This window comes from Halomonas sp. OfavH-34-E, assembly GCF_024124525.1.
GTDB lineage: Bacteria > Pseudomonadota > Gammaproteobacteria > Pseudomonadales > Halomonadaceae > Halomonas > Halomonas litopenaei.
Genome location: NZ_JAMXRY010000039.1, coordinates 18,814 through 37,144, shown reverse-complemented (window position 1 = coordinate 37,144; position 18,331 = coordinate 18,814). Strand labels below are relative to the sequence as shown.

17 protein-coding genes are annotated in these 18,331 nt (G+C 65.3%); 4 read left to right on the top strand and 13 right to left on the bottom strand.

Annotated features, from left to right (window positions below; all coding sequences use genetic code 11):
• Positions 1-206: 206 nt before the first annotated feature.
• From NH448_RS16355 to queC, 4 genes are all read right to left on the bottom strand, one after another.
• Positions 207-512, bottom strand: coding sequence for a YkgJ family cysteine cluster protein (locus tag NH448_RS16355; RefSeq protein WP_083970154.1), 306 nt, complete (start codon positions 510-512; stop codon positions 207-209).
• A gap of 89 nt (positions 513-601) precedes the next feature.
• Positions 602-1,447: a 6-carboxytetrahydropterin synthase gene (locus NH448_RS16350; RefSeq protein WP_045990884.1), complete on the bottom strand. Its 846-nt coding sequence runs from the start codon at positions 1,445-1,447 to the stop codon at positions 602-604.
• Entirely contained in the window at positions 1,447-2,100 is a 654-nt protein-coding gene (gene queE, locus NH448_RS16345; protein WP_045990885.1) for a 7-carboxy-7-deazaguanine synthase, read from the bottom strand. The genes NH448_RS16350 and queE overlap by 1 nt, the downstream gene beginning before the upstream one ends.
• Positions 2,093-2,824 carry a 7-cyano-7-deazaguanine synthase QueC gene (gene queC / locus NH448_RS16340; protein WP_045990886.1) on the bottom strand — a complete coding sequence of 244 codons (732 nt, stop codon included), beginning with the start codon at positions 2,822-2,824 and terminating at the stop codon, positions 2,093-2,095. The genes queE and queC overlap by 8 nt, the downstream gene beginning before the upstream one ends.
• A 235-nt stretch (positions 2,825-3,059) precedes the next feature.
• Between queC and yegQ the strand changes: the two genes are divergently transcribed.
• Entirely contained in the window at positions 3,060-4,376 is a 1,317-nt protein-coding gene (gene yegQ, locus NH448_RS16335; RefSeq protein ID WP_045990887.1) for a tRNA 5-hydroxyuridine modification protein YegQ, read from the top strand.
• 98 nt (positions 4,377-4,474) lie between these two features.
• Positions 4,475-4,885, top strand: a complete 411-nt coding sequence (locus NH448_RS16330) for an SRPBCC family protein (protein ID WP_045990888.1) — start codon at positions 4,475-4,477, stop codon at positions 4,883-4,885.
• A gap of 63 nt (positions 4,886-4,948) precedes the next feature.
• Here the strand turns inward: NH448_RS16330 and NH448_RS16325 are convergent, their stop codons facing one another.
• From NH448_RS16325 to NH448_RS16285, 9 genes are all read right to left on the bottom strand, one after another.
• Positions 4,949-6,454: a GGDEF domain-containing protein gene (locus tag NH448_RS16325; RefSeq protein ID WP_045990889.1), complete on the bottom strand. Its 1,506-nt coding sequence runs from the start codon at positions 6,452-6,454 to the stop codon at positions 4,949-4,951.
• Between the two features lie 310 nt (positions 6,455-6,764).
• The gene (locus NH448_RS16320; protein ID WP_045994332.1) at positions 6,765-7,001 is read right to left on the bottom strand and encodes a DUF2789 domain-containing protein; all 237 of its coding nucleotides are present in this window, start codon (positions 6,999-7,001) and stop codon (positions 6,765-6,767) included.
• 98 nt (positions 7,002-7,099) lie between these two features.
• Positions 7,100-8,146, bottom strand: coding sequence for an asparaginase (locus tag NH448_RS16315; RefSeq protein ID WP_045994331.1), 1,047 nt, complete (start codon positions 8,144-8,146; stop codon positions 7,100-7,102).
• A gap of 43 nt (positions 8,147-8,189) precedes the next feature.
• The gene (locus tag NH448_RS16310; protein WP_045994330.1) at positions 8,190-9,419 is read right to left on the bottom strand and encodes an MFS transporter; all 1,230 of its coding nucleotides are present in this window, start codon (positions 9,417-9,419) and stop codon (positions 8,190-8,192) included.
• A gap of 82 nt (positions 9,420-9,501) precedes the next feature.
• Positions 9,502-10,002 carry a hypothetical protein gene (locus tag NH448_RS16305; protein WP_045994329.1) on the bottom strand — a complete coding sequence of 167 codons (501 nt, stop codon included), beginning with the start codon at positions 10,000-10,002 and terminating at the stop codon, positions 9,502-9,504.
• A gap of 95 nt (positions 10,003-10,097) precedes the next feature.
• Entirely contained in the window at positions 10,098-11,444 is a 1,347-nt protein-coding gene (locus NH448_RS16300) for a DEAD/DEAH box helicase (RefSeq protein ID WP_045994328.1), read from the bottom strand.
• A gap of 218 nt (positions 11,445-11,662) precedes the next feature.
• Entirely contained in the window at positions 11,663-12,244 is a 582-nt protein-coding gene (locus NH448_RS16295) for an ABC-type transport auxiliary lipoprotein family protein (protein ID WP_045994327.1), read from the bottom strand.
• Between the two features lie 82 nt (positions 12,245-12,326).
• The gene (pqiB, locus tag NH448_RS16290; protein ID WP_083970576.1) at positions 12,327-14,015 is read right to left on the bottom strand and encodes an intermembrane transport protein PqiB; all 1,689 of its coding nucleotides are present in this window, start codon (positions 14,013-14,015) and stop codon (positions 12,327-12,329) included.
• On the bottom strand, positions 14,012-15,427 hold the full coding sequence (locus NH448_RS16285) for a paraquat-inducible protein A (protein ID WP_239452601.1): 1,416 nt from the start codon (positions 15,425-15,427) through the stop codon (positions 14,012-14,014). Before NH448_RS16285 ends, pqiB begins: the two co-directional genes overlap by 4 nt.
• 194 nt (positions 15,428-15,621) lie before the next feature.
• Here NH448_RS16285 and NH448_RS16280 point away from each other — a divergent pair, with 194 nt between their 5' ends.
• On the top strand, positions 15,622-16,611 hold the full coding sequence (locus NH448_RS16280) for a calcium/sodium antiporter (RefSeq protein ID WP_045994326.1): 990 nt from the start codon (positions 15,622-15,624) through the stop codon (positions 16,609-16,611).
• A 306-nt stretch (positions 16,612-16,917) separates the two neighbouring features.
• On the top strand, positions 16,918-18,327 hold the full coding sequence (locus tag NH448_RS16275; protein ID WP_108133772.1) for a cytochrome ubiquinol oxidase subunit I: 1,410 nt from the start codon (positions 16,918-16,920) through the stop codon (positions 18,325-18,327).
• Positions 18,328-18,331: the final 4 nt, after the last annotated feature.

Here is an 18,331-nt window from a genome sequence, read left to right as displayed (position 1 = left end):
ATACAGCCCGGAGTGTCATAAAGAGTGCCGGGCCACCTTTGGGTGGCCCGGCCTTTTCTTGTTGGTGGATCACTGATGAGGAGGCAGTGGAGAGGGCGTCAGTAGGGAGCGCGGAAATGAGGGTTGCCTGAACATAGACAACCGGTGCAGAAGACGCTGAGCGACGGCTACTCGGAGTAACTCAGCCCAACTCAGGTCAGCCCGATTCAGGTCAGGCGTTCGAGTTCGTCAATATTGGCCAGCGCCTGGTCTCGATGGCTGCCACAGATATCGGCATCGTAGTCGAAGCGCTCGCACACCGCCGGACGCTCGGGTCGGCCGAACAGGCAGCACAGGTTGTCGTCGTCGAGCTGCACGCAGCGGATGCCGGCGGGCTTGCCCGCTGGCATGCCGGGAATCGGGGAGCTGATCGATGGCGCAATGCAGCAGGCGCCGCAGCCGGGGCGGCAGCCCTGTTCGCCGGTCGCTGTGTGGGCCTCGTGCGGCGAGGAGGAGGCGATCAGTTCGCTCATGACGTTGGTTGGCTCATTGCATTCTTCAAATGCGCTTGGTTGTCTCGGTGGTCGGTCACTCTTGCCGATCTCGAGAAGTTATCGAGAAGTTATCGAGACCGTTCGCCGGGGCTTCTTGCCGTGGCGCCCTTGTCGACGCCTTCATAGGCGCGCACCGCGGTGTCCTCTCCGGTGTCCCGGGCGACGGTCGCCGCCAGCCACTGGGCGATGCGTTCCACAGTGGTGGCGCCGGGCAGGATGTGACAGCGCTCGCGGGGCAGGCGCAGGTGAAACAGGCCCTGGGGCGAGCGGTAGCCGCACTGCAGCATGTCGCCCAGGAGCTGTTTCAGGTCGTGTTCGTCCACCAGGTAGGTATCGTCGAGCCAGCGGGCGTAGCGGCGCTCGAGCTCCGGCTGTCGCACGCCGCGCTGAACGATTTCCAGCCGCGAGCGGTGGCCGTGGGCGATACGCTGGCAGTTGCCGGCGTGGCGGCGAAGGCCGTGGCTGTAAGTGTAGGCGGCGCCATCGATGGTCTCATCGGCGAGGTGCAGTTCGATGCTGGATACCCGCTCGGGCGGTTGGCGCATCAACTGGCGTGACAGGTGCTCGGCCATGGCCTCGGGGGTGATTCTGCGCCAGGGTAGCAGGGTAAAGGCCTGGCGGGGCCCGCGCACCTCCATGGCGTAGGGCGTCGTGGTGCGTACGCAGATACCTTCGCGACACTCGCTGACGCTGACGCCAGGGGCTTCGGTAGGCACCAGCAGGGTGTGATCGGCGCCACCGTCGAGACGCGCCTTGATCCAGGGTTTGACCTCGCCGAAGTCGAACAACATGCCGTCTTCACCGAGCTCTCCATCGAGTTCGACATCGACCAGCCAGCTTGCGCCGATCAGTCCACGATCGGGACACCACAGCGATACGTCGAGATGTGTCAGTCGTCGTACAAAGAGTGCCATCAGTCGATCCCCGCGATCTTGTGGGTCTGCAGCGACAGCCGCCAGCGTGGATGCGCCATGCAGTGCTCTACCGTGGCTGAGAGCGGCTCCTTGCGAGCGTCGCTGGCCATCAGCCCGGAGGTGTCCATCGGCTGCAGCAGAAAATGGTCGAAGTCGAGCCCCTCGAAACGTTCCGGCGGGGCGTCGGTCTGGGGATGGACGAGCTTCAGCTCGTCACCGCGGGTCTGCACCAGCGGCGCATTGCCCTTGGGGCTGACACATAGCCAGTCGATACCGTCCGGCGCGGCCAGAGTACCGTTGGTCTCCACGCCAATCTCGAAGCCGGCAGCGTGCACCGCGTCGATCAAGGCGGCATCCAGCTGCAGCAGGGGCTCGCCACCGGTGAACACGACGTAGGGCGTGACACCCTCGTGGGGGTGTGGCCACAAGCGGGTGATGTGCTCGGCCAGGGCGCCGGCGGTGGCAAAGCGTCCGCCGTTCTGACCATCGGTGCCGACGAAGTCGGTGTCGCAGAAGCGACACTGGGCGCTGGCGCGGTCCTGCTCGCGACCCGACCAAAGATTGCAGCCGGCAAAGCGACAGAAGACGCTGGCGCGGCCGGCCTGTACGCCTTCTCCCTGAAGGGTATAGAAGGCTTCCTTGACGCTATACATCCTGGTGCGCTCCGCCCTGGTCTGCCTGTGCAATCGCCGGCTCCTGCCGGGTATTGGCGGCGTAGGCCAACGGATCTTCGACACCCTGGTCGGCGAAGGCGGCGAGCCGCTCCAGACAGCTGCCGCAGCGGCCACAGGCCAGGCGCCGGCCCTCGTAACAGGTCCAGGTGTCGCGGTAGTTCAGTCCCATGGACAGTCCGTCGGCCAGGATCTCGCTCTTGCTGGACCGTAGATAGGGTGCGTGGATCTCTACCGGCGAGAAATTGGCGATGGCGGCTACCGCATTCATCTGCTCGACAAACTCGGGACGACAATCCGGATAGAGCACGTGGTCACCGCCGTGGGCGCCGTAGTCGACGCGACTGGCGCCGATATTCACCGCCTTGGCGATGGCCAGCGACAGCAGCACCATGTTGCGATTGGGGACCACCGTGGCGGCGAGGTTGTCTTCGGCGTAGTCACCGCCAGGGATCTTGCGATTGGCGTCGGTCAGCGCAGAGTTGTCGATCAAGCCATGAATGGCGGTGATGTCGACGACCTGATGAGGGAGCTTCAACTCCTGACAGACATGGCGGGCCACCTCGAGTTCGCGGGCGTGGCGCTGGCCATAGTCGAATGACAGGGCGTGAACTTCGAGGCCTTCGTGCAAGGCGCGATGAAGTACGGTGAAAGAGTCCATGCCACCGGAGTAGATCACCACGGTGGAGCGGGAAGTCGTGCTCATGAAGGGGGTCTCGATTCGGAGAATTTGGGGTGGCGACAAGAATCGCCAGCGGCCGGGGTCCGGTCCGGCGCGACAAGGGTAACGAAAGCCGGACGGCAACACCAGTGCGGCGTTGATGCCGGCGACTTGCTCCTTGTCAACGTCCGTTGCTCGCGGTTGTGGCAGGCTGCGCGGTTTACTGCTGTCTGCCCGGCTTAACCCTGGCCAAAGCCCGGCCCACGAGAGAGACGCCTGGATGAATGCCCCTGAACTACTGTCACCGGCCGGCACCTACCGGCATATGCGCTTCGCCTTCGCCTATGGCGCCGATGCGGTCTATGCCGGTCAGCCGCGCTACTCACTGCGTGTACGCAATAATGACTTCGGCCTCGACAACCTGACCCGAGGCATCGCTGAGGCCCATGCGTGTGGCAAGCGCTTCTACGTGGCCTCCAATATCGCTCCGCACAATGCCAAGCTCAGGACCTACCTGAAGGACATGGCACCGATCGTCGAGGCGGGGCCGGATGCGCTGATCATGTCCGACCCTGGCTTGATCATGATGGTGCGAGAGCGTTGGCCTGACCAGGTGATACATCTGTCGGTGCAGGCCAACGTGGTCAATCACGCGGCGGCTCGCTTCTGGCAGTCCCAGGGTATCTCTCGGGTGATCCTGTCGCGAGAGCTGTCGCTTGAGGAAATCGCCGAGATCCGTGCCGAGTGCCCGACCCTGGAGATCGAGACCTTCGTTCACGGTGCCCTGTGCATCGCCTATTCCGGACGCTGTCTGCTGTCGGGCTACTTCAACCGGCGCGACCCCAATCAGGGCACCTGTACCAACGCCTGTCGCTGGAACTACCGGACCCACCCGGCCGGCACTGACGCCTGTGGCGATCTGATCCCGGCGCAGGACGTGGCACAGGGCCGGGAGGAGAACTCGGCGCTGATCGAGGACCCACAGCGGCCAGGCGAACTGATGCCGGTGTTCGAGGACGAGCACGGCAGCTACATCATGAATTCCAAGGATCTTCGCGCCGTCCAGCACGTGGCGAGGCTCGCCGAGATGGGGGTCAGTTCGCTGAAGATCGAAGGGCGGACCAAGTCGCCCTACTATGTAGCACGTACCGCCCAGGTCTATCGTCGTGCCATCGATGACGCCGTGGCCGGGAGGCCCTTCGACATGGGGCTGATGGATGAGCTCGAAAACCTGGCCAACCGGGGGTACACCGAAGGCTTCTACCGACGCCACGTCCACGACGAGTACCAGAATTACGAGCGTGGACACTCGGTGGGCGTTCACCAGCAGTTTGTCGGCCAGATCCTGGAGCAAGCGCCATCAGGTTGGCTGGACATCGAGGTCAAGAACCGCTTCGAGGTCGGTGATTGCCTCGAGCTGATGCTGCCCTCCGGCAACCGTCGTTTCACCCTTGAGGCGATGGAGGCGGGCAACGGCAGCTCGCTGAAGGTGGCGCCCGGGGACGGTCACCGGGTAAGGCTCAAGCTGCCGGGGAAGGCGCTGTCGCCCGACGAGTTCGAGTTCGCTCTGTTGCTGCGGGACCTGCCGTCAGCCTGATGATAGGCACGTCTTTACAAGGGCCTGGGGAACCGGGATGCTAGGCTCCGTAGCAGCCTTACCTTGGAGCATCCCTCAGGCAAGGAGTCGGTCTGGCCATGCCCACCATCGAACACAGCGCCACGCTTCCCGCGCCTCCCGAGCGCGTCTTCGCCCTGCTCGAAAAGGTCGAGGATTTCGCCGACTATTCGGATCTGATCACCGAGATCGAGCCGCTCGGGGACGATCGCTATCGCTGGCATGTCCACGCGGTCGGCATGGACTGGACCTTCGAGGTGCAGGTAACCGAGAAGTCGCCACCCAGCCGACTGGCCTGGGAGTCGATCGACGGTGTGCGCAATCAGGGCCGCTATGAACTCGAAGCGGTCGATGAAGGTACCGCGGTCAGCCTGATCGTCGACTATCAGATCCGCAATCGGCTGGTCGCCAAGGCGGTCAATCGCGCGGCTCGCCCGCTGGTCGCCAAGGTCAGCGCCCAGATCCTGGAGCGGGTCGAGGCGCGTCTCTAGCGAGCGCCTTGGCGTCTACTGCTGCGGCGTCTGGCAGAGATCTTGTTCTGATCAAGTGCTGCTTCAGGGTGTTTCCCCGGCGCGCTCCTGCAGTTGTTCAGCTTGACTGATGCGGGCACGGCCGGCCTGCTTGGCCTGGTACATCTGCAGGTCCGCCTTTTCCACCAGCGACGCTGCGTCGATGCTGTCCATGCCGGGCTGCCATTGGGCGATGCCGATGGAGGCGCTGACGTAAAGGGGGCGCTGGTCGACCTGGGCCATCGGCTGCTCGGCAAGCCACTGCTGTAGCCGCTGCGCGACCCGCAAAGCTCCTGGCTCCGGCGTGTTCCGCAGGGCGATGACGAACTCCTCTCCGCCGTAGCGGGCCGCCAGGTCCGACTCACGGATGGCGTCACGCAGGGTAGCGGCGACATTGACCAGCACGATGTCGCCGAGTCGGTGGCCGTAGCGGTCGTTGAGCGGCTTGAAGTGATCCAGATCGAGAAACAACACCGACAGCGGCTTGTCTCGCGCATGGGCGTCCTCGAGCATCTCCTCGAGGCGCCGTTCCAGCGCGGCGCGATTGGCAAGACCGGTGAGGGCATCGGTGCTGGCGCGCACATCCAGCGCCTCGTTGTCGCGTTGGAGCGAAATTAGCTGGTCCTCACGATGGTGCAACCGCTCGGCCAGGCTCATGGTCAGCCCATGCAGGCGCTGCTTGCCGGCGACCAGCAGGCGTTCGATATCCTCCTCTGCCGACAGCGTGGTGGCGAGAAAATCCGGCAAGGTCTCAAGGCGACTCGCGAGTTCATCGACAAGACGTGCCTGGGCATTGCCGTCCATGTTCATGCGTTGCTGAAAACGATGAAGCACGGCGGGGATGGCGTCGCTGTCGTCGTCCAGACAGCATCCGGCCAGTTCGTCGGCGAGCTCCAGGCAAAGGCCGTCGAGCCATTCGTGGTGACGCTGGCCTTCCGGCTCGACGGGGCGCTGAAGGAACAGGTTGGTGGGCAGCTGCCAGCGCTGTGCCAGCCAGCTCGACGCCTGATCGCGGTCGCAGCCAAGATGCCGGTGTTCCAGAGCCAGGCGCTGTTCGCGGGTGGCGGCCTGGGCGGTCAGATCGAAGTAGTTCGGGTCCAACGCGTACAGCAGCAGTACCCCGACCTCGCGAAGCAGGGCGCGCGTCGACAGCTCGCCCGGCTGGCGGGGATTCACCACCTTGGCGATGGCCGGAATCAAGTGCGCGGCTGCGAGGGTGCGTCGCCAATAGTCGGCCAGGGGGCCGCGGGTCGCGTCGCGCACCAGGGTGAAACCCAAAAGCGCGGTGAGGGTGCCATCGATACCGAGGCGTGTCACCGCGTGCTCGCAGCAGATGACGGGATCGCAACCGCGGCGATAGTAGGGGCTGTTGGCCAGCCGCAGCAGCTGCAGGCACAGGGCCGGGTCACGGGACAGCAGGGTCGCGAAGTCGGTCAGCGGTGCGTCGTGATTGCTCGCCAGTACCAGCAGCTCGGATACCACGGCAGGCAGAGAGGGAAGACGCGTGGCGGGCTCGAGCCGCGCTTCGATATCAGGGGGAAGACAGGTCACGTCGAAAAGGCCATCGATTGTCGTTGTGCGATTGGTGTCAGGGCCGATCCATCGGCCTGATAGTGGCGCGAGCCGCCGACATCAGCGGCTCGCGCAGCTTGTAAAGGACTTGTCCGAAGAGTCGACGAGCGCAGCTACTTTTCAGACGAGCGCCAGGCTTTATACGAAAAGTCGACGAGCGATGGTTAGACAAGGCAAAAATCGGTGAGAAAGCGCAGTTTACGAGGTGTAAATGAGCGTCTTGACCCGATTTTTAACGCCGTATTACCAAGCGCAGGCACTTTTCGCACAAGCCCTTTTCACACAAGCCCTAGGGTTTGCGCAGTGAAGCGTCCAGATGATCGACTACCTCGGCCCAGTCGGCATCGGCCTCGATGGCTTCGCGCAGAAATTCCGACTGTCCCTCATTCCAGCAGGCCGCATCGGGCAGTTCGACCCCCTCCGGAATCGGCGAGTTGCGATCGATGAATCGTTTGATGGCTTCCGGCTCGGAAGCCAGGCCCAGCTGTTCAAACAACTCGCTGAAGGGATGATCCGGGTGTTCCATGAGCAACTCCTTGTCATGACGGGGACTCCCTAACCTTACTCCATCATGGCCCCTTGAGTGTCAATAGAGCATAAAATTGCTCTGTGACCTGCGGGATGTCAACCTCGTTCTCCGACCAGCGGGGTTCGAAACAGCCGACGTCTCTGTTCCAGCGAGAGGGGCAGCGACAGCAGATGCACCAGTTTGGTATAGGCCGACTCAGGGGTCATGTCGTCGCCGGATACCACCTCGGCGTCGGCCAGCATCTTGCCGGCAGCGTAGTGTCCGATGTCGATGGTGCCGTGTGGGCATTGGCTGATCGCGACCAGTAGCTTGCCCTGGCCGCTGGCCTCTGCCAGCACGGCGCCAAGCTCGGGGTCGTCAGGTACATTGCCGCCGCCCCACACCTCGATCAGGGCGCCCTTGACGCGGTCATCACCCAGCCAGGCCGCCAGCTGCCAGGGTTGAATGCCCGGCCACAGGACCACCCGCACCACCTGCTCCCCCAGGCCATGATAGTCGCCGAGCTCGTAGCGGGGTGCGCCGCGCTGCGTAGCCTCGAGGCTGTGCTCGCGATGCAGCCGGAAGTCGTTGCCGTGGCGCTTCCCCAGCAGGTCAAGGTTGGGGCTTTCGAAGGCATTCGGCTCGCGAGTGTGCCACTTGCGAGCCCGGCTGCCCCGCAGCAGCTTGTCACCAAAGCTCACCGCCACTTCCTGCAATTCAGGCATGGCGGCGTAGCGCAGCGCGCTCTCGAGATTGTACAGGGCGTCACTGTGCTGCTGGGCCAGCGGCGCCATGGAGCCGGTCACCACCACCGGGCGATCGATGCCCTGAAGCTGGTAGGCCAGGCTCGAGGCGGTCCAGGCCAGGGTGTCGGTGCCGTGCAGCACGACCACGCCGCGATGGCGATTGGCCTGCTCGGCGACAAGCGCGGCCAGCCGGGCCCAGTCCTCGGGACGGGCGCCGCTGGAGTCGATGGGTTGGTCGACCTCGATCCAGGTAAAGGGTGGCAGAGCGGTTCGGCGATCGTCGGGTAGTGTGGCCAGGGCGTCGCGCACCCGGGCTTCCATGTCGGGGCCGGGGGCGAGGCCTGAGGGGGTCTCGATCATGCCGATGGTGCCGCCGGCGTAGATCACCAGCACCGGGTCCAGGGGTGAGTGGGTCATGGGTGGGCTTCCTGCACAAGGAGTGAAGACACGAGTGACAGTATCAGCGTGAGCCTCGGCGAGGCGCGCAGCGGGTGATGACGTTATCGTCGGCGTCGAAGCAGAGCTGACGCTGACGACCGGCGAACCAGGCGAAACTGGCGGCGGCGGCGGCGATCCCCATCAACAGCCAGGCGATGGCGGTGATCGGTGCCTGCAGGTCAAGCATGATGCCGACGCTCAAGGGGCCCAGGGCGGCCAGGGCATAGCCGCCACCCTGGGCCAGTCCGGACAGGCGGCCTGCCAGACGCGAATCTGCGCTGCGCAGCACGATCAGGGTCAGCGCCAGGGAGAAGTTGCCGCCCTGGCCGAGCCCCAGCAGCAGTGCGCCGAGGTAGCGCAGGGAGGTGTCGGCCATCAACAGGATCCACAGGCCGCTGGCGGTGCTGGCGAGGACCAGCAGCAGCGCCGGGCGCTGATCGCGACCGAAGCGGGCCAGCCAGGGTGCCAGCAGCGCAGAAATCAGCTGGACCATCACCGACATGCCCATCAACAGGCCGGCCTCTGCCTCGCCGATGCCGCGCTGCATCAACAGCGTCGGCAGCCAGCCGAAGACGATGTAGGCCAGCGACGATTGGGTGCCCATCAATAGCGCCACCTGCCAGGCCAGGGGCTGGCGCAGCAGGCCACGGGTCATGCCGGTGCCGGGGTCACCCGCCATCCGCGGGGTAGCGGCGGTGCGCGGCATGTAAAGCTCCCAGGCGATCAGCGCCGCCATGGCCAGCAGCGACCAGGCCGCCAGACTGCGTGTCCAGCCACCCAGCAGGTCGCTCAGGGGAATCGCCAGACCGGCACCCAGGGCGCCACCCAGACACAGGGCCATGGTGTAGACCCCGGTCATCAGGTCGGCGCCCCGGGGCAGCTCGCGCTTGACCAGCGCCGGTAGCAGGGCGCCCGATACACCGATACCGGCACCCACCAGCAGGGTGCCGGCGTAGAGCGCGAGGGGACTTCCCTGCCAGCGCAGCAGCAGACCGCTGGTGATGACCACCAGACCCAGCGACAAGGCGCGTTCCGGGCCGTACTGGCGCGACAGGCGGGGCGCCAGCGGAGCGAACAGCCCCAGGCACAGCACCGGCAGGGTGGTCAGGGCACCGATGGCGCTGGGGGACAGGCCGGTATCCTGCTGCACACGGGCGAGCAGCGGGGCAAGCGAAGAGAGTGCCGGTCTCAGGTTGAGGCCGACCAGTACCATCAGCACCAGAAAGCGCCAGGGCAGGGACGTGACCTTCATCGGGGGCTCCAGCGGGTGGACCACCGCAGCGGGGAAGGCGCGCCGCCGGAGGCGCAGGCCCCGCGGACGGCGGCCGATACGGTTATTTCAGGAAGCGACGCAGATCGCCACGCACCTGATCATTGAAGGTCAGGAACTGGCTGTGGCGATCGCCGTCTACGCCATCGATGCGCACGGCCGTGGCCATGCCCTTGTCGACCAGCAGCTGGTCGTAGATCTCCAGGGTGATCTTTTCGACCGGGGTGTCGCCGGGGGCGCACTGGCCATTCTCCAGGCGGAAGGTCTCGAGCAGGCTGGCGCGTACGCGAGTGGCACCGCCTTCGGCCAGCACGCGACGCACGAACATCCAGCCTTCGCAGGTCAGCGCCACGCCGTCATGGTCGCGCAGGTAGAGGGTGCGATAGCAGGCCCCCTGCTCGGCGCCTTTCTCTGCCATGCTGCGGTAGGCCTCGGTCATGCGAGCGGCACTGACCCGCGCCTCGTCGATCTTGGTCTGGGCGCCGCGATGCTCGTTGTCGAGTTGCGCCTGCTTCTGGAAGGCCCGGAAGCGGCGATATTCCTTGATCAGTTCTGGAGATGCCATATCGCTGTCCTGCTGAGATGGAAGGGGGCGGCAAGCCGCCCCCTGGATTGCTCTTGTCTAGCCGCTCGGGGCTATGCCTGAGGCGATGCTCGAGCTTATGCCTGTCCCTGGCGGTTGCCCTGGCCGGAGCCCCTGCGCCTGCGACGTGCAGGCTGCTCGCCATTGCCGTTGCGGGCATTGCCGCCGCCACCGCCACCGTCACCACGTCGTCCGTTGCCGCGCTGGGAGCTATTGTTGCCACCCTGGCTGCGGCGCTGACCACCACCGCGCTTGTTGCGGCCGTTCTCGATGGGCTCCGGCTTGGCGTTGGGGTCAGGCTCGAAGCCCGGCTCGATGCGCTTCTCGAGGTCACGCTTGATCATGCGCTCGATGTTCTTCAGCAAGCCATGTTCATCGACGCACACCAGCGAGATGGCCTGGCCTTCGTTGCCGGCACGGCCGGTACGACCGATGCGGTGGACGTAGTCCTCGGCGACGTTGGGCAGCTCGAAGTTGACCACGTGGGGCAGTTCGTCGATGTCGAGACCACGGGCGGCGATGTCGGTGGCCACCAGAACCTGCAGCTCGCCGGCCTTGAACGCCGCCAAGGCGCGGGTACGGGCTGACTGGCTCTTGTTGCCGTGGATCGCCATGGCAGAGATGTCGCGCTTGTCGAGGTGCTCGGCCAGGCGGTTGGCGCCGTGCTTGGTGCGAGTGAACACCAGCACCTGGAACCAGCGTTGGCTAGTGATCAGGTGTGACAGCAGCTCGCGCTTGCGTTCCCGGTCCACTCGGTAGACGGCCTGGTCGACGGTCTCGGCAGTGGTATTGCGGCGTGCGACCTCGATCATCTCCGGGCGGTCGAGCAGCTTGTCGGCCAGCGCCTGGATCTCGCTGGAGAAGGTCGCCGAGAACAGCAGATTCTGACGCTTCTCGGGCAACAGCTTCAGCACACGGCGGATGTCGTGGATAAAGCCCATGTCGAGCATGCGGTCGGCTTCGTCGAGCACCAGGATCTCGACGCTCGACAGATCCACGTGGCCCTGCTGGTGCAGGTCGAGCAGGCGGCCAGGCGTTGCCACCAGCACATCGAGACCGGGCCGCAGGGCGTCGATCTGGGGCTGCTGGCCGACGCCACCGAAGATCACGTGGTGACGCAGTGACAGGTGCTGACCGTAGTCGCGCACGCTCTCGCCGACCTGGGCGGCGAGTTCACGGGTGGGCGTGAGCACCAGGGCGCGGACCTGGCGCTTGGAGGGGCGAGGGCCATCGGCCAGGCGCTGCAGCATCGGCAGGGTAAAGCCCGCTGTCTTGCCGGTGCCGGTCTGGGCACTGGCCAGCAGGTCACCACCCTTGAGTACCGCGGGGATGGCCTGACGCTGAATCGGAGTCGGGGTGTCATAGCCTTGCGCCGTGACGGCGCGAAGCAATTCGGCACGCAGGCCGAGATCGGAAAAACTCATGCAAACTCCAGCACGCACGCACTCGCTGGACGCCACCGTTCTGATGGCGTCGGTCCCGGACAAGGCGTGGGGAAAAATTCGGTGACCGCTCTAGCGGGGGACCCCCGTCACCGTTGCGGGCATGATGCCAGATTTGCCGGCCCGGCGCATCGGCGGGGGTGAAAAGAAGTCGGGCCGGCAGAACCTTGATGAGGGGCGGGGAGGCGTTGTCGAGACGCTCAGGGGGCGACACGGACCCGGGCGGCGATATCATCGGCCACCTGATCCCAGGTGCGCCCCAGCGCCCGTACCAGTGCCGAATAGCCGTCGCTGTCCAGCGACTCGGTGGCCTCGAAGCTGTCGCTGTCCACCACCTTGCGCTGGCCGTCACGCAACAGCCACTGACCAGAAGCCACGGCGTAGCCGTCGTAGTGGCCCTGGAAGCGGTCGACGCTCAATTCCAGCGTCAGGGCGTTGCCACTGTCGCCGGACAGCAGCACCCGGCGTCCAGGCAGCCTGGCCTCCAGGCGGTCGCGCAGGCCGCGTTCGAGTTGCTGTGCCAGCGGTGCCGCCCATTGGTGGGACTTGGCCTCGTTCAGCGAGATGTCGTCGAGCTGAAGGACGATGCCTTCGGCCTCGAGGTAGTTGGCGAGCCTGGGTGTGGACACCAGCAACGGCGTTTCGTCGGCGCTGGGGACCCGGGCATCGCTGCTGCCTGCATCCGAGGGCAGCACGTAGTGGTTCATGGGGGCGGTGCCGCTGGCGCAGCCGCCCAGCCACAGCGCCAGCAGGGGAACACACAGGCGATGTATCGGCCTCATGGAGAACTCCTTTCCGGTGAGGTCAGTGTTGTCGATGCTTCCGTCTATCCCGCCCGAGTCCGCAGACTCGGGCGGGAGGCGATCAGCGCGGTGCCCGCGGGATCGGGTCCTCGGTCTGGATGCTGTCGAACAGCAGCGCGCGGGGATCGTCGCTGATCTTGCGAGCGGCCGGCTGCAGGTCACGCACCAGGCGTTCGACCTCGTTGAGGGTGCGGGTCAGGTCCTGGTAGACGCTGGATTCCGGCGACAGCCCGTCGAGGGTGCGGCGCAGCTCGACCAGGGTCTGGTTGAGGTTGCCGGGCAAGCCCTGGGTCTCGGGGTTGTCGAGCAGACTGTTCATGCTCTGCACCAGTGAGCGGGCCTGGGTCAGCATCGCCTCTGAGACCTGAAGGTTGCGGTCGAGTCCCGACAGGATAGGCTCGATCTCGAGGCGGTTGAGCTTGTCGAGCAGGGCGGTGACCTGGGCCTGGATCTGGGCAAGGCCAGCCGAGGCGGTGGGGAACACCGGGCGGTCGGCGAAGGTCTCGGCCAGATACTGGCCCTGCAGCTCTTCGTCGATCTTGAGGTCGACGAACAGCGCCCCGGTCAACAGGCTGCCGCTCTTGAGGGTCGCGCGCAGGCCACGCTCGAACAGACGGTCGAAGCGCTCACGCCACTCCTGCAGATCCAGTTCGTTGGCGCCGATGCCCAGACGCTGGGGTTCGATGCGGATCAGCACCGGGATGGCCAGCTTGTCGCGGTTTTCCGGCTGGGGCGAGGTGAAGTTCCAGGGGACGGCCGCCACGGTACCGATGCGCACGCCACGGAATTCCACCGGGGCGCCGCGGGACAGGCCGCGTACCGTATCCTCGTTGAGCAGCACGTACTCGAGATAGCGATTGAAGGTACCCTGGCGGGCGGCCTCCTCATCGGCATAGAGTTCGTAGGTGGCGTCCTCTTCCGCCTCCTTGCCGGCGGGAACATCGTCGGGCACGCCAAAGGTGACGCCGCCGCCGAGCAGCGCTTCCAGCGACTCGACCTGCACCTGGAAGCCGTCGGAACCGAAGCGCACGTCGATGCCGCTGGTAGCCCAGAAACGGGTGTTCTCGGTGACCAGGGTGTCGTAGGGGCTCTCGATGAAGATGCGGTGGTGCATGCTCTGGGTGGAGACATCGAAGTCGGCCTCCTCGACGCGTCCGACGCTGACCCCCTGGAAGGTGACGGCGTCGCCGACGCTGAGCGAGTTGCCGACCTGGCTGACCAGGTTGAGGCGGAGTCCCTGGGCGCCAGGTGGTGCCACCGGAGGCTGGTCGCTGACGTCGAATTCGCGGGCATCCACCTCGCTCTGACCCGGCTCGAGCTGGATATAGGCACCGGAGAGAACGGTGCCGAGTCCGCTGATACCCTCGCGCCCGATGCGCGGCTTGACCACCCAGAAATGGGTGTCCTCGACCAGCATCTTCTCGGCCTGGGGTTCCATCTGAGCGGTGATCTCGACGCCGGAGAGATCGTCGCTGAGTGCTACCGAGGTGACCTTGCCGACCTCCACGTTACGGGTCTTGATCAACGTCTTGCCGGCCTCGATGCCGTCGGCGGATGGCAGGTGCAGAGCGATCTGGGGGCCGCGGCTGGCGTAGTTGTCGTAGACCAGCCAGGCGCCGATCAGCAGTGCCACAAAGGGCACGATCCACACCGGCGACAGCCGTTTCTGCTGGGTCGGCGCGGCGCGGTGCATGTCCTTGCTGGACGGCGCTGGCGGGTTGTCGGGGTGGCGCTTATCGGCGTCACTCATGGTGTGCTTCCTTGTTCATCCGGCGCAGTGCGATGGGGTGAAGGGGCGGCGTCGGACGCCAGGCCCGAGTGGTCGCCGTGCAACCCGTCATTATCCGGGGAGTCCATCGGGTTGCAGGGATCCTCGCTGCCGTCCCACAGCAGGCGAGGCTCAAAACTCATGGCCGCCAGCATGGTGATGATCACCACGCCACCGAAGGCCAGCGCAGCGGGGCCTGGATCGATCGACATCAGCGCACCGGCGCGGATCAGGGCCACCAGGATGGCTACCACGAAGACGTCGACCATCGACCAGCGTCCGATCAGTTCGGTCAATCGGTAGAGCCGCGCTCGCACCACCGAGCGCATGCCCGGTGCCCGCGGCGCCACCAGGCACAGCCAGACCAGCGCCAGCAGCTTGCCGATGGGCACGATGACGCTGGCCACGAAGATCACCAGCGCCACCGGCCAGGACCCGTGACTGACCAGGTAGATGACGCCGCCGATGATGGTCTGCGGGTCCGAGCTGCCGAGGCTGGTGGTGTACATGATGGGATAGACATTGGCGGGGATATAGAGCACTGCGGCGGTGAACAGCAGCGCCCAGGTGGTCTGCAGGCTGCGCGGCCGGCGGGCGTGCAGCTTCTCGCTGCAGCGCACGCAACGGCCATGGCCCTCGCTGTCCAGGCAGTTGATCAGCCCGCAGGTGGGGCAGCCGGTGAGCCCCTGGGAAGCCGCGGTCTCGCCGGTGCGGGTGCCCTCCGGTGCCAGAGGCTCGCCGCTGAGCGAGAACCACAGCCAGTCCTTGTCCAGTGACAGGGTCGTCGCCAGCAGCAGGATGGCGTAGGCGATAAAGGCCCAGAACGACGGTCCGAGGGAAATTTCGGCAAGTCCCGCCACCTTGATCAGCGCCACCATGGTGCCGACGATAAAGACATCGGCCATCAGCCAAGGCGCGATATGGGAAAGTCCGCGGGCCAGGGTGCGGCTATAGGGCAGACGGCGGGGCAGCATCAGGCTGATCTGCAGCCACACCACCGTCAGCAGATAGATCGCCGGCAACACGATGATCGACATCAGCACCACCATGGCGACGATGGGCTGGTGATGCTCGAGCATCTGGGTGGCGGTCTGGGCCACTTCTATTTCGTTGCCGACGCCACGCGTACTGAAGCCGATAAACGGAAAGGACAGGGCCAGCGCCAATGCCACCAGCGATGCCAGCGACAGCGCCAGGCTGCGCTGGGCGGGGAAGGCGTGACGCTTGACCAGGTCGTGACCACAGCGGACACAGTCCGCTTCTTCACCGGGACGCAGCGGCGGCAGCGCCATGATCCAGTCGCACTCGTGACAGGCACGCAGGCGCCGGCGCGACCTGATGCGCACCTCGGGGGGAGGATGCTGGGTGACGGAGGCGTTGCGGATCCGTTCCAGGGGGCCACGTACGGGGGTCGTCACAGTGGTGGGGGGACTCCGGTCTTGAAAGAGGGTTCTGTTCGTCTGCATTTCGTCGCGAATCAGGCGCTGATGGCTTAACAAGCTGATCCTGCGAATTAAATAGTGTGGCACGTTGACGTGGGTGACACCATAGACAAAGATGCGACCGATATCATGGGTGAGGAGTTGACATGTTGCTTCCCGTTTTGGCGGTTCTGGGTGGCCTGGTGGTACTGGTGTGGAGCGCCGAGCGCTTTGTCGAAGGCGCCGCGGCCACCGCTGCGCGGCTGGGACTGTCGCCCTTGCTGGTGGGCATGCTGGTCATCGGCTTCGGGACCTCGGCACCGGAATTGACGGTGTCGGCGCTGTCTGCGGCACAGGGCAACCCGGGGCTGGCACTCGGTAACGCCTATGGCTCGAATATCGCCAACATCGGCCTGATCCTGGGGCTGGTGGCGCTGATCTCCCCGCTGGCGGTGCATTCATCGGTGATTCGGCGCGAGTTGCCGGTGCTCGGTGCCGCCACCCTGGTGTCGGCGTTGATGATGTGGGGCGGGCTTATCTCCCGGCTGGAGGGCGCGCTGCTGCTGCTGGCGCTGCTGGTGTTCATGGTCGCAAGCGTGATCCAGAGCCGGCGCGAGGAAGCCGCCGCCAGGGCGGACGCCCTGGCCACCGATACCGTGCAGGAACTCGATGCTCACCCCATGTCGCTGGGCAAGGGCATCTTCCTTACTCTGCTGGGCCTGGCCCTGCTGGTCGTCAGTTCCCGGCTGCTGGTGTGGGGCGCGGTGGATATCGCCCAGGGTCTCGGGGTGTCCGACGTCATCATCGGGCTGACCGTGGTCGCCATCGGCACATCGCTGCCGGAACTGGCCTCGTCCATCAGTGCCCTGCGTCGCAAGGAGCATGATCTGGTGCTGGGCAACGTGGTCGGCTCCAACCTGTTCAACACCCTGGGGGTGGTGGGGCTGGCCGCCGTCATCGCGCCGATCGAGGCCGAGCGTGAGGTGCTGATGCGAGACTGGTCGTTGATGACCGCCATGACCCTGATGATGGCGGTGTTCGCGTTGGGCTGGAAGGGCCGGGCGGGGCGTATCAATCGGTTCGAGGGTGGCGTCCTGGTCGCCGTCTACCTGGCCTACACCGCCTATCTGGTATCGCTGGTGCTGGGGCAGTCATGACCTGACACCTGGCTAAGTGCCCTTGTCACGGCAAAGGCAAGGCTGGTGGGCGCACAAATGGGTACGTAATCGGCCATGGGTGCGTGCGACAATTGGCCATGGGACAGAGGCCTGCGGGACCTCTATGCTGGGGGCAAGCGGGATCGAAGATGCATGATTGTGCATAGATAGATTGCCAGGCTAGCCGAGCAAGGCTGCGCTCTATCGATTCGATTCCGCTCGGGTTCGATGCTGTCCTGCCAGGGTCGGGTTGTGTTCCCGAGGCAGGGCGGTGCCGTCGGTCATCCCTGCCTCGAGGAGTCGCTCATGGAACTGGATCCCGTGCTTCTGTCACGTATACAGTTCGCCTTCGTCGTATCCTTCCACGCCATCTTCCCCGTCTTTACCATAGGGCTGGCGTCCTATGTCGCTGTCCTGCATGGACTCTTCTACAAGACCGGCAATCCCGCCTGGGATCGACTGGCCGCCTTCTGGGTCAAGGTCTTCGCCGTGGTCTTCGGCATGGGCGTGGTCTCTGGGATCGTCATGGCCTTCCAGTTCGGAACCAACTGGAGCAACTTCAGTCAGGCGACGTCCAACTTCCTCGGCCCCATGCTGAGTTATGAGGTGGTCACCGCCTTCTTCCTGGAAGCCGGCTTCCTCGGGGTGCTGCTGTTTGGGCGTGGCAAGGTGGCCGAGGGGGTTCACCTGTTCGCCGCCATCATGGTCGCGGTGGGCACCTTCATCTCGGCCTTCTGGATCCTGTCCACCAATAGCTGGATGCAGACCCCCGCCGGGGTGGAAATGATCGACGGCCACTTCAGCGTCACCAGTTGGGGCGAGGCCATGTTCAATGCCTCCTTCCCTTATCGCTTTGCCCACATGGCGCTGGCTTCCTTCCTGACCGGCGGCTTCGTGGTGGCCGGCGTCAGCGCCTGGTATCTGCTGATCGGTCGCGACGTCGAGGCCAACCGCAAGGCCCTGTCCATGTGCATGTGGCTGTTGCTGGTGCTGGCGCCGGTACAGGCGGTGGTTGGCGACGCCCACGGTCTCAATACGCTTGAGCATCAGCCGACCAAGGTGGCGGCGATGGAGGCAAACTGGGAGACCCAGTCCGGGGTGCCGCTGCTGCTGTTCGCCTGGCCGGACAAGGAGGCCCAGGAAAATCACTTCGAGATCGGCATTCCGCGCCTGGCCAGCCTGATCCTGACCCATGACCTGGACGGCGAGGTACCCGGGCTCAAGGAGGTCCCGGTAGAGGAGCAACCACCGGTGTGGTTCGTGTTCTGGTCATTCCGCGCCATGGTCGGCATGGGCATGCTGATGATCGCGGTGGCCTTCACCGGCCTGTGGTTGCGCCGTGGCGGTCGTCTGTACAAGAGTCGCCCCTTCCTGCAGACGCTGAGGCTGATGAGCGTGGCGCCCTTTATCGCGGTGCTGGGCGGCTGGTTCGTCACCGAAGCGGGCCGCGCGCCCTGGCTGGTGTACGGCATGATGACCCAGGCCGAGGGGGTGACGCCGTCGCTCAGTGGCTGGATGGTGCTCGCCACCCTGATCGGCTACGTGCTGGTCTACGCGGTGGTGTTCCTGACCGGGGGCTACTACCTCACCCGGGTGGTGCGCCAGGGCATGCTGGCCGAGGAGCCCCACGACGACGAGGTCGAGACGGCCAAGCGACCGCTGTCCGCCGCCCACGCCACCCTCGAGGCCGACGCCGGCCGCCAGTTCGGGAGTTGATGAC

Excerpts from the sequence above, each read along its gene's own strand:
- NH448_RS16355 (WP_083970154.1), bottom strand. The coding sequence starts at position 512 with ATGAGCGAACTGATCGCCTCCTCCTCGCCGCACGAGGCCCACACAGCG.
- NH448_RS16350 (WP_045990884.1), bottom strand. The coding sequence starts at position 1,447 with ATGGCACTCTTTGTACGACGACTGACACATCTCGACGTATCGCTGTGG.
- queE (WP_045990885.1), bottom strand. The coding sequence starts at position 2,100 with ATGTATAGCGTCAAGGAAGCCTTCTATACCCTTCAGGGAGAAGGCGTA.
- queC (WP_045990886.1), bottom strand. The coding sequence starts at position 2,824 with ATGAGCACGACTTCCCGCTCCACCGTGGTGATCTACTCCGGTGGCATG.
- yegQ (WP_045990887.1), top strand. The coding sequence starts at position 3,060 with ATGAATGCCCCTGAACTACTGTCACCGGCCGGCACCTACCGGCATATG.
- NH448_RS16330 (WP_045990888.1), top strand. The coding sequence starts at position 4,475 with ATGCCCACCATCGAACACAGCGCCACGCTTCCCGCGCCTCCCGAGCGC.
- NH448_RS16320 (WP_045994332.1), bottom strand. The coding sequence starts at position 7,001 with ATGGAACACCCGGATCATCCCTTCAGCGAGTTGTTTGAACAGCTGGGC.
- NH448_RS16315 (WP_045994331.1), bottom strand. The coding sequence starts at position 8,146 with ATGACCCACTCACCCCTGGACCCGGTGCTGGTGATCTACGCCGGCGGC.
- NH448_RS16310 (WP_045994330.1), bottom strand. The coding sequence starts at position 9,419 with ATGAAGGTCACGTCCCTGCCCTGGCGCTTTCTGGTGCTGATGGTACTG.
- NH448_RS16305 (WP_045994329.1), bottom strand. The coding sequence starts at position 10,002 with ATGGCATCTCCAGAACTGATCAAGGAATATCGCCGCTTCCGGGCCTTC.
- NH448_RS16300 (WP_045994328.1), bottom strand. The coding sequence starts at position 11,444 with ATGAGTTTTTCCGATCTCGGCCTGCGTGCCGAATTGCTTCGCGCCGTC.
- NH448_RS16295 (WP_045994327.1), bottom strand. The coding sequence starts at position 12,244 with ATGAGGCCGATACATCGCCTGTGTGTTCCCCTGCTGGCGCTGTGGCTG.
- pqiB (WP_083970576.1), bottom strand. The coding sequence starts at position 14,015 with ATGAGTGACGCCGATAAGCGCCACCCCGACAACCCGCCAGCGCCGTCC.
- NH448_RS16280 (WP_045994326.1), top strand. The coding sequence starts at position 15,622 with ATGTTGCTTCCCGTTTTGGCGGTTCTGGGTGGCCTGGTGGTACTGGTG.
- NH448_RS16275 (WP_108133772.1), top strand. The coding sequence starts at position 16,918 with ATGGAACTGGATCCCGTGCTTCTGTCACGTATACAGTTCGCCTTCGTC.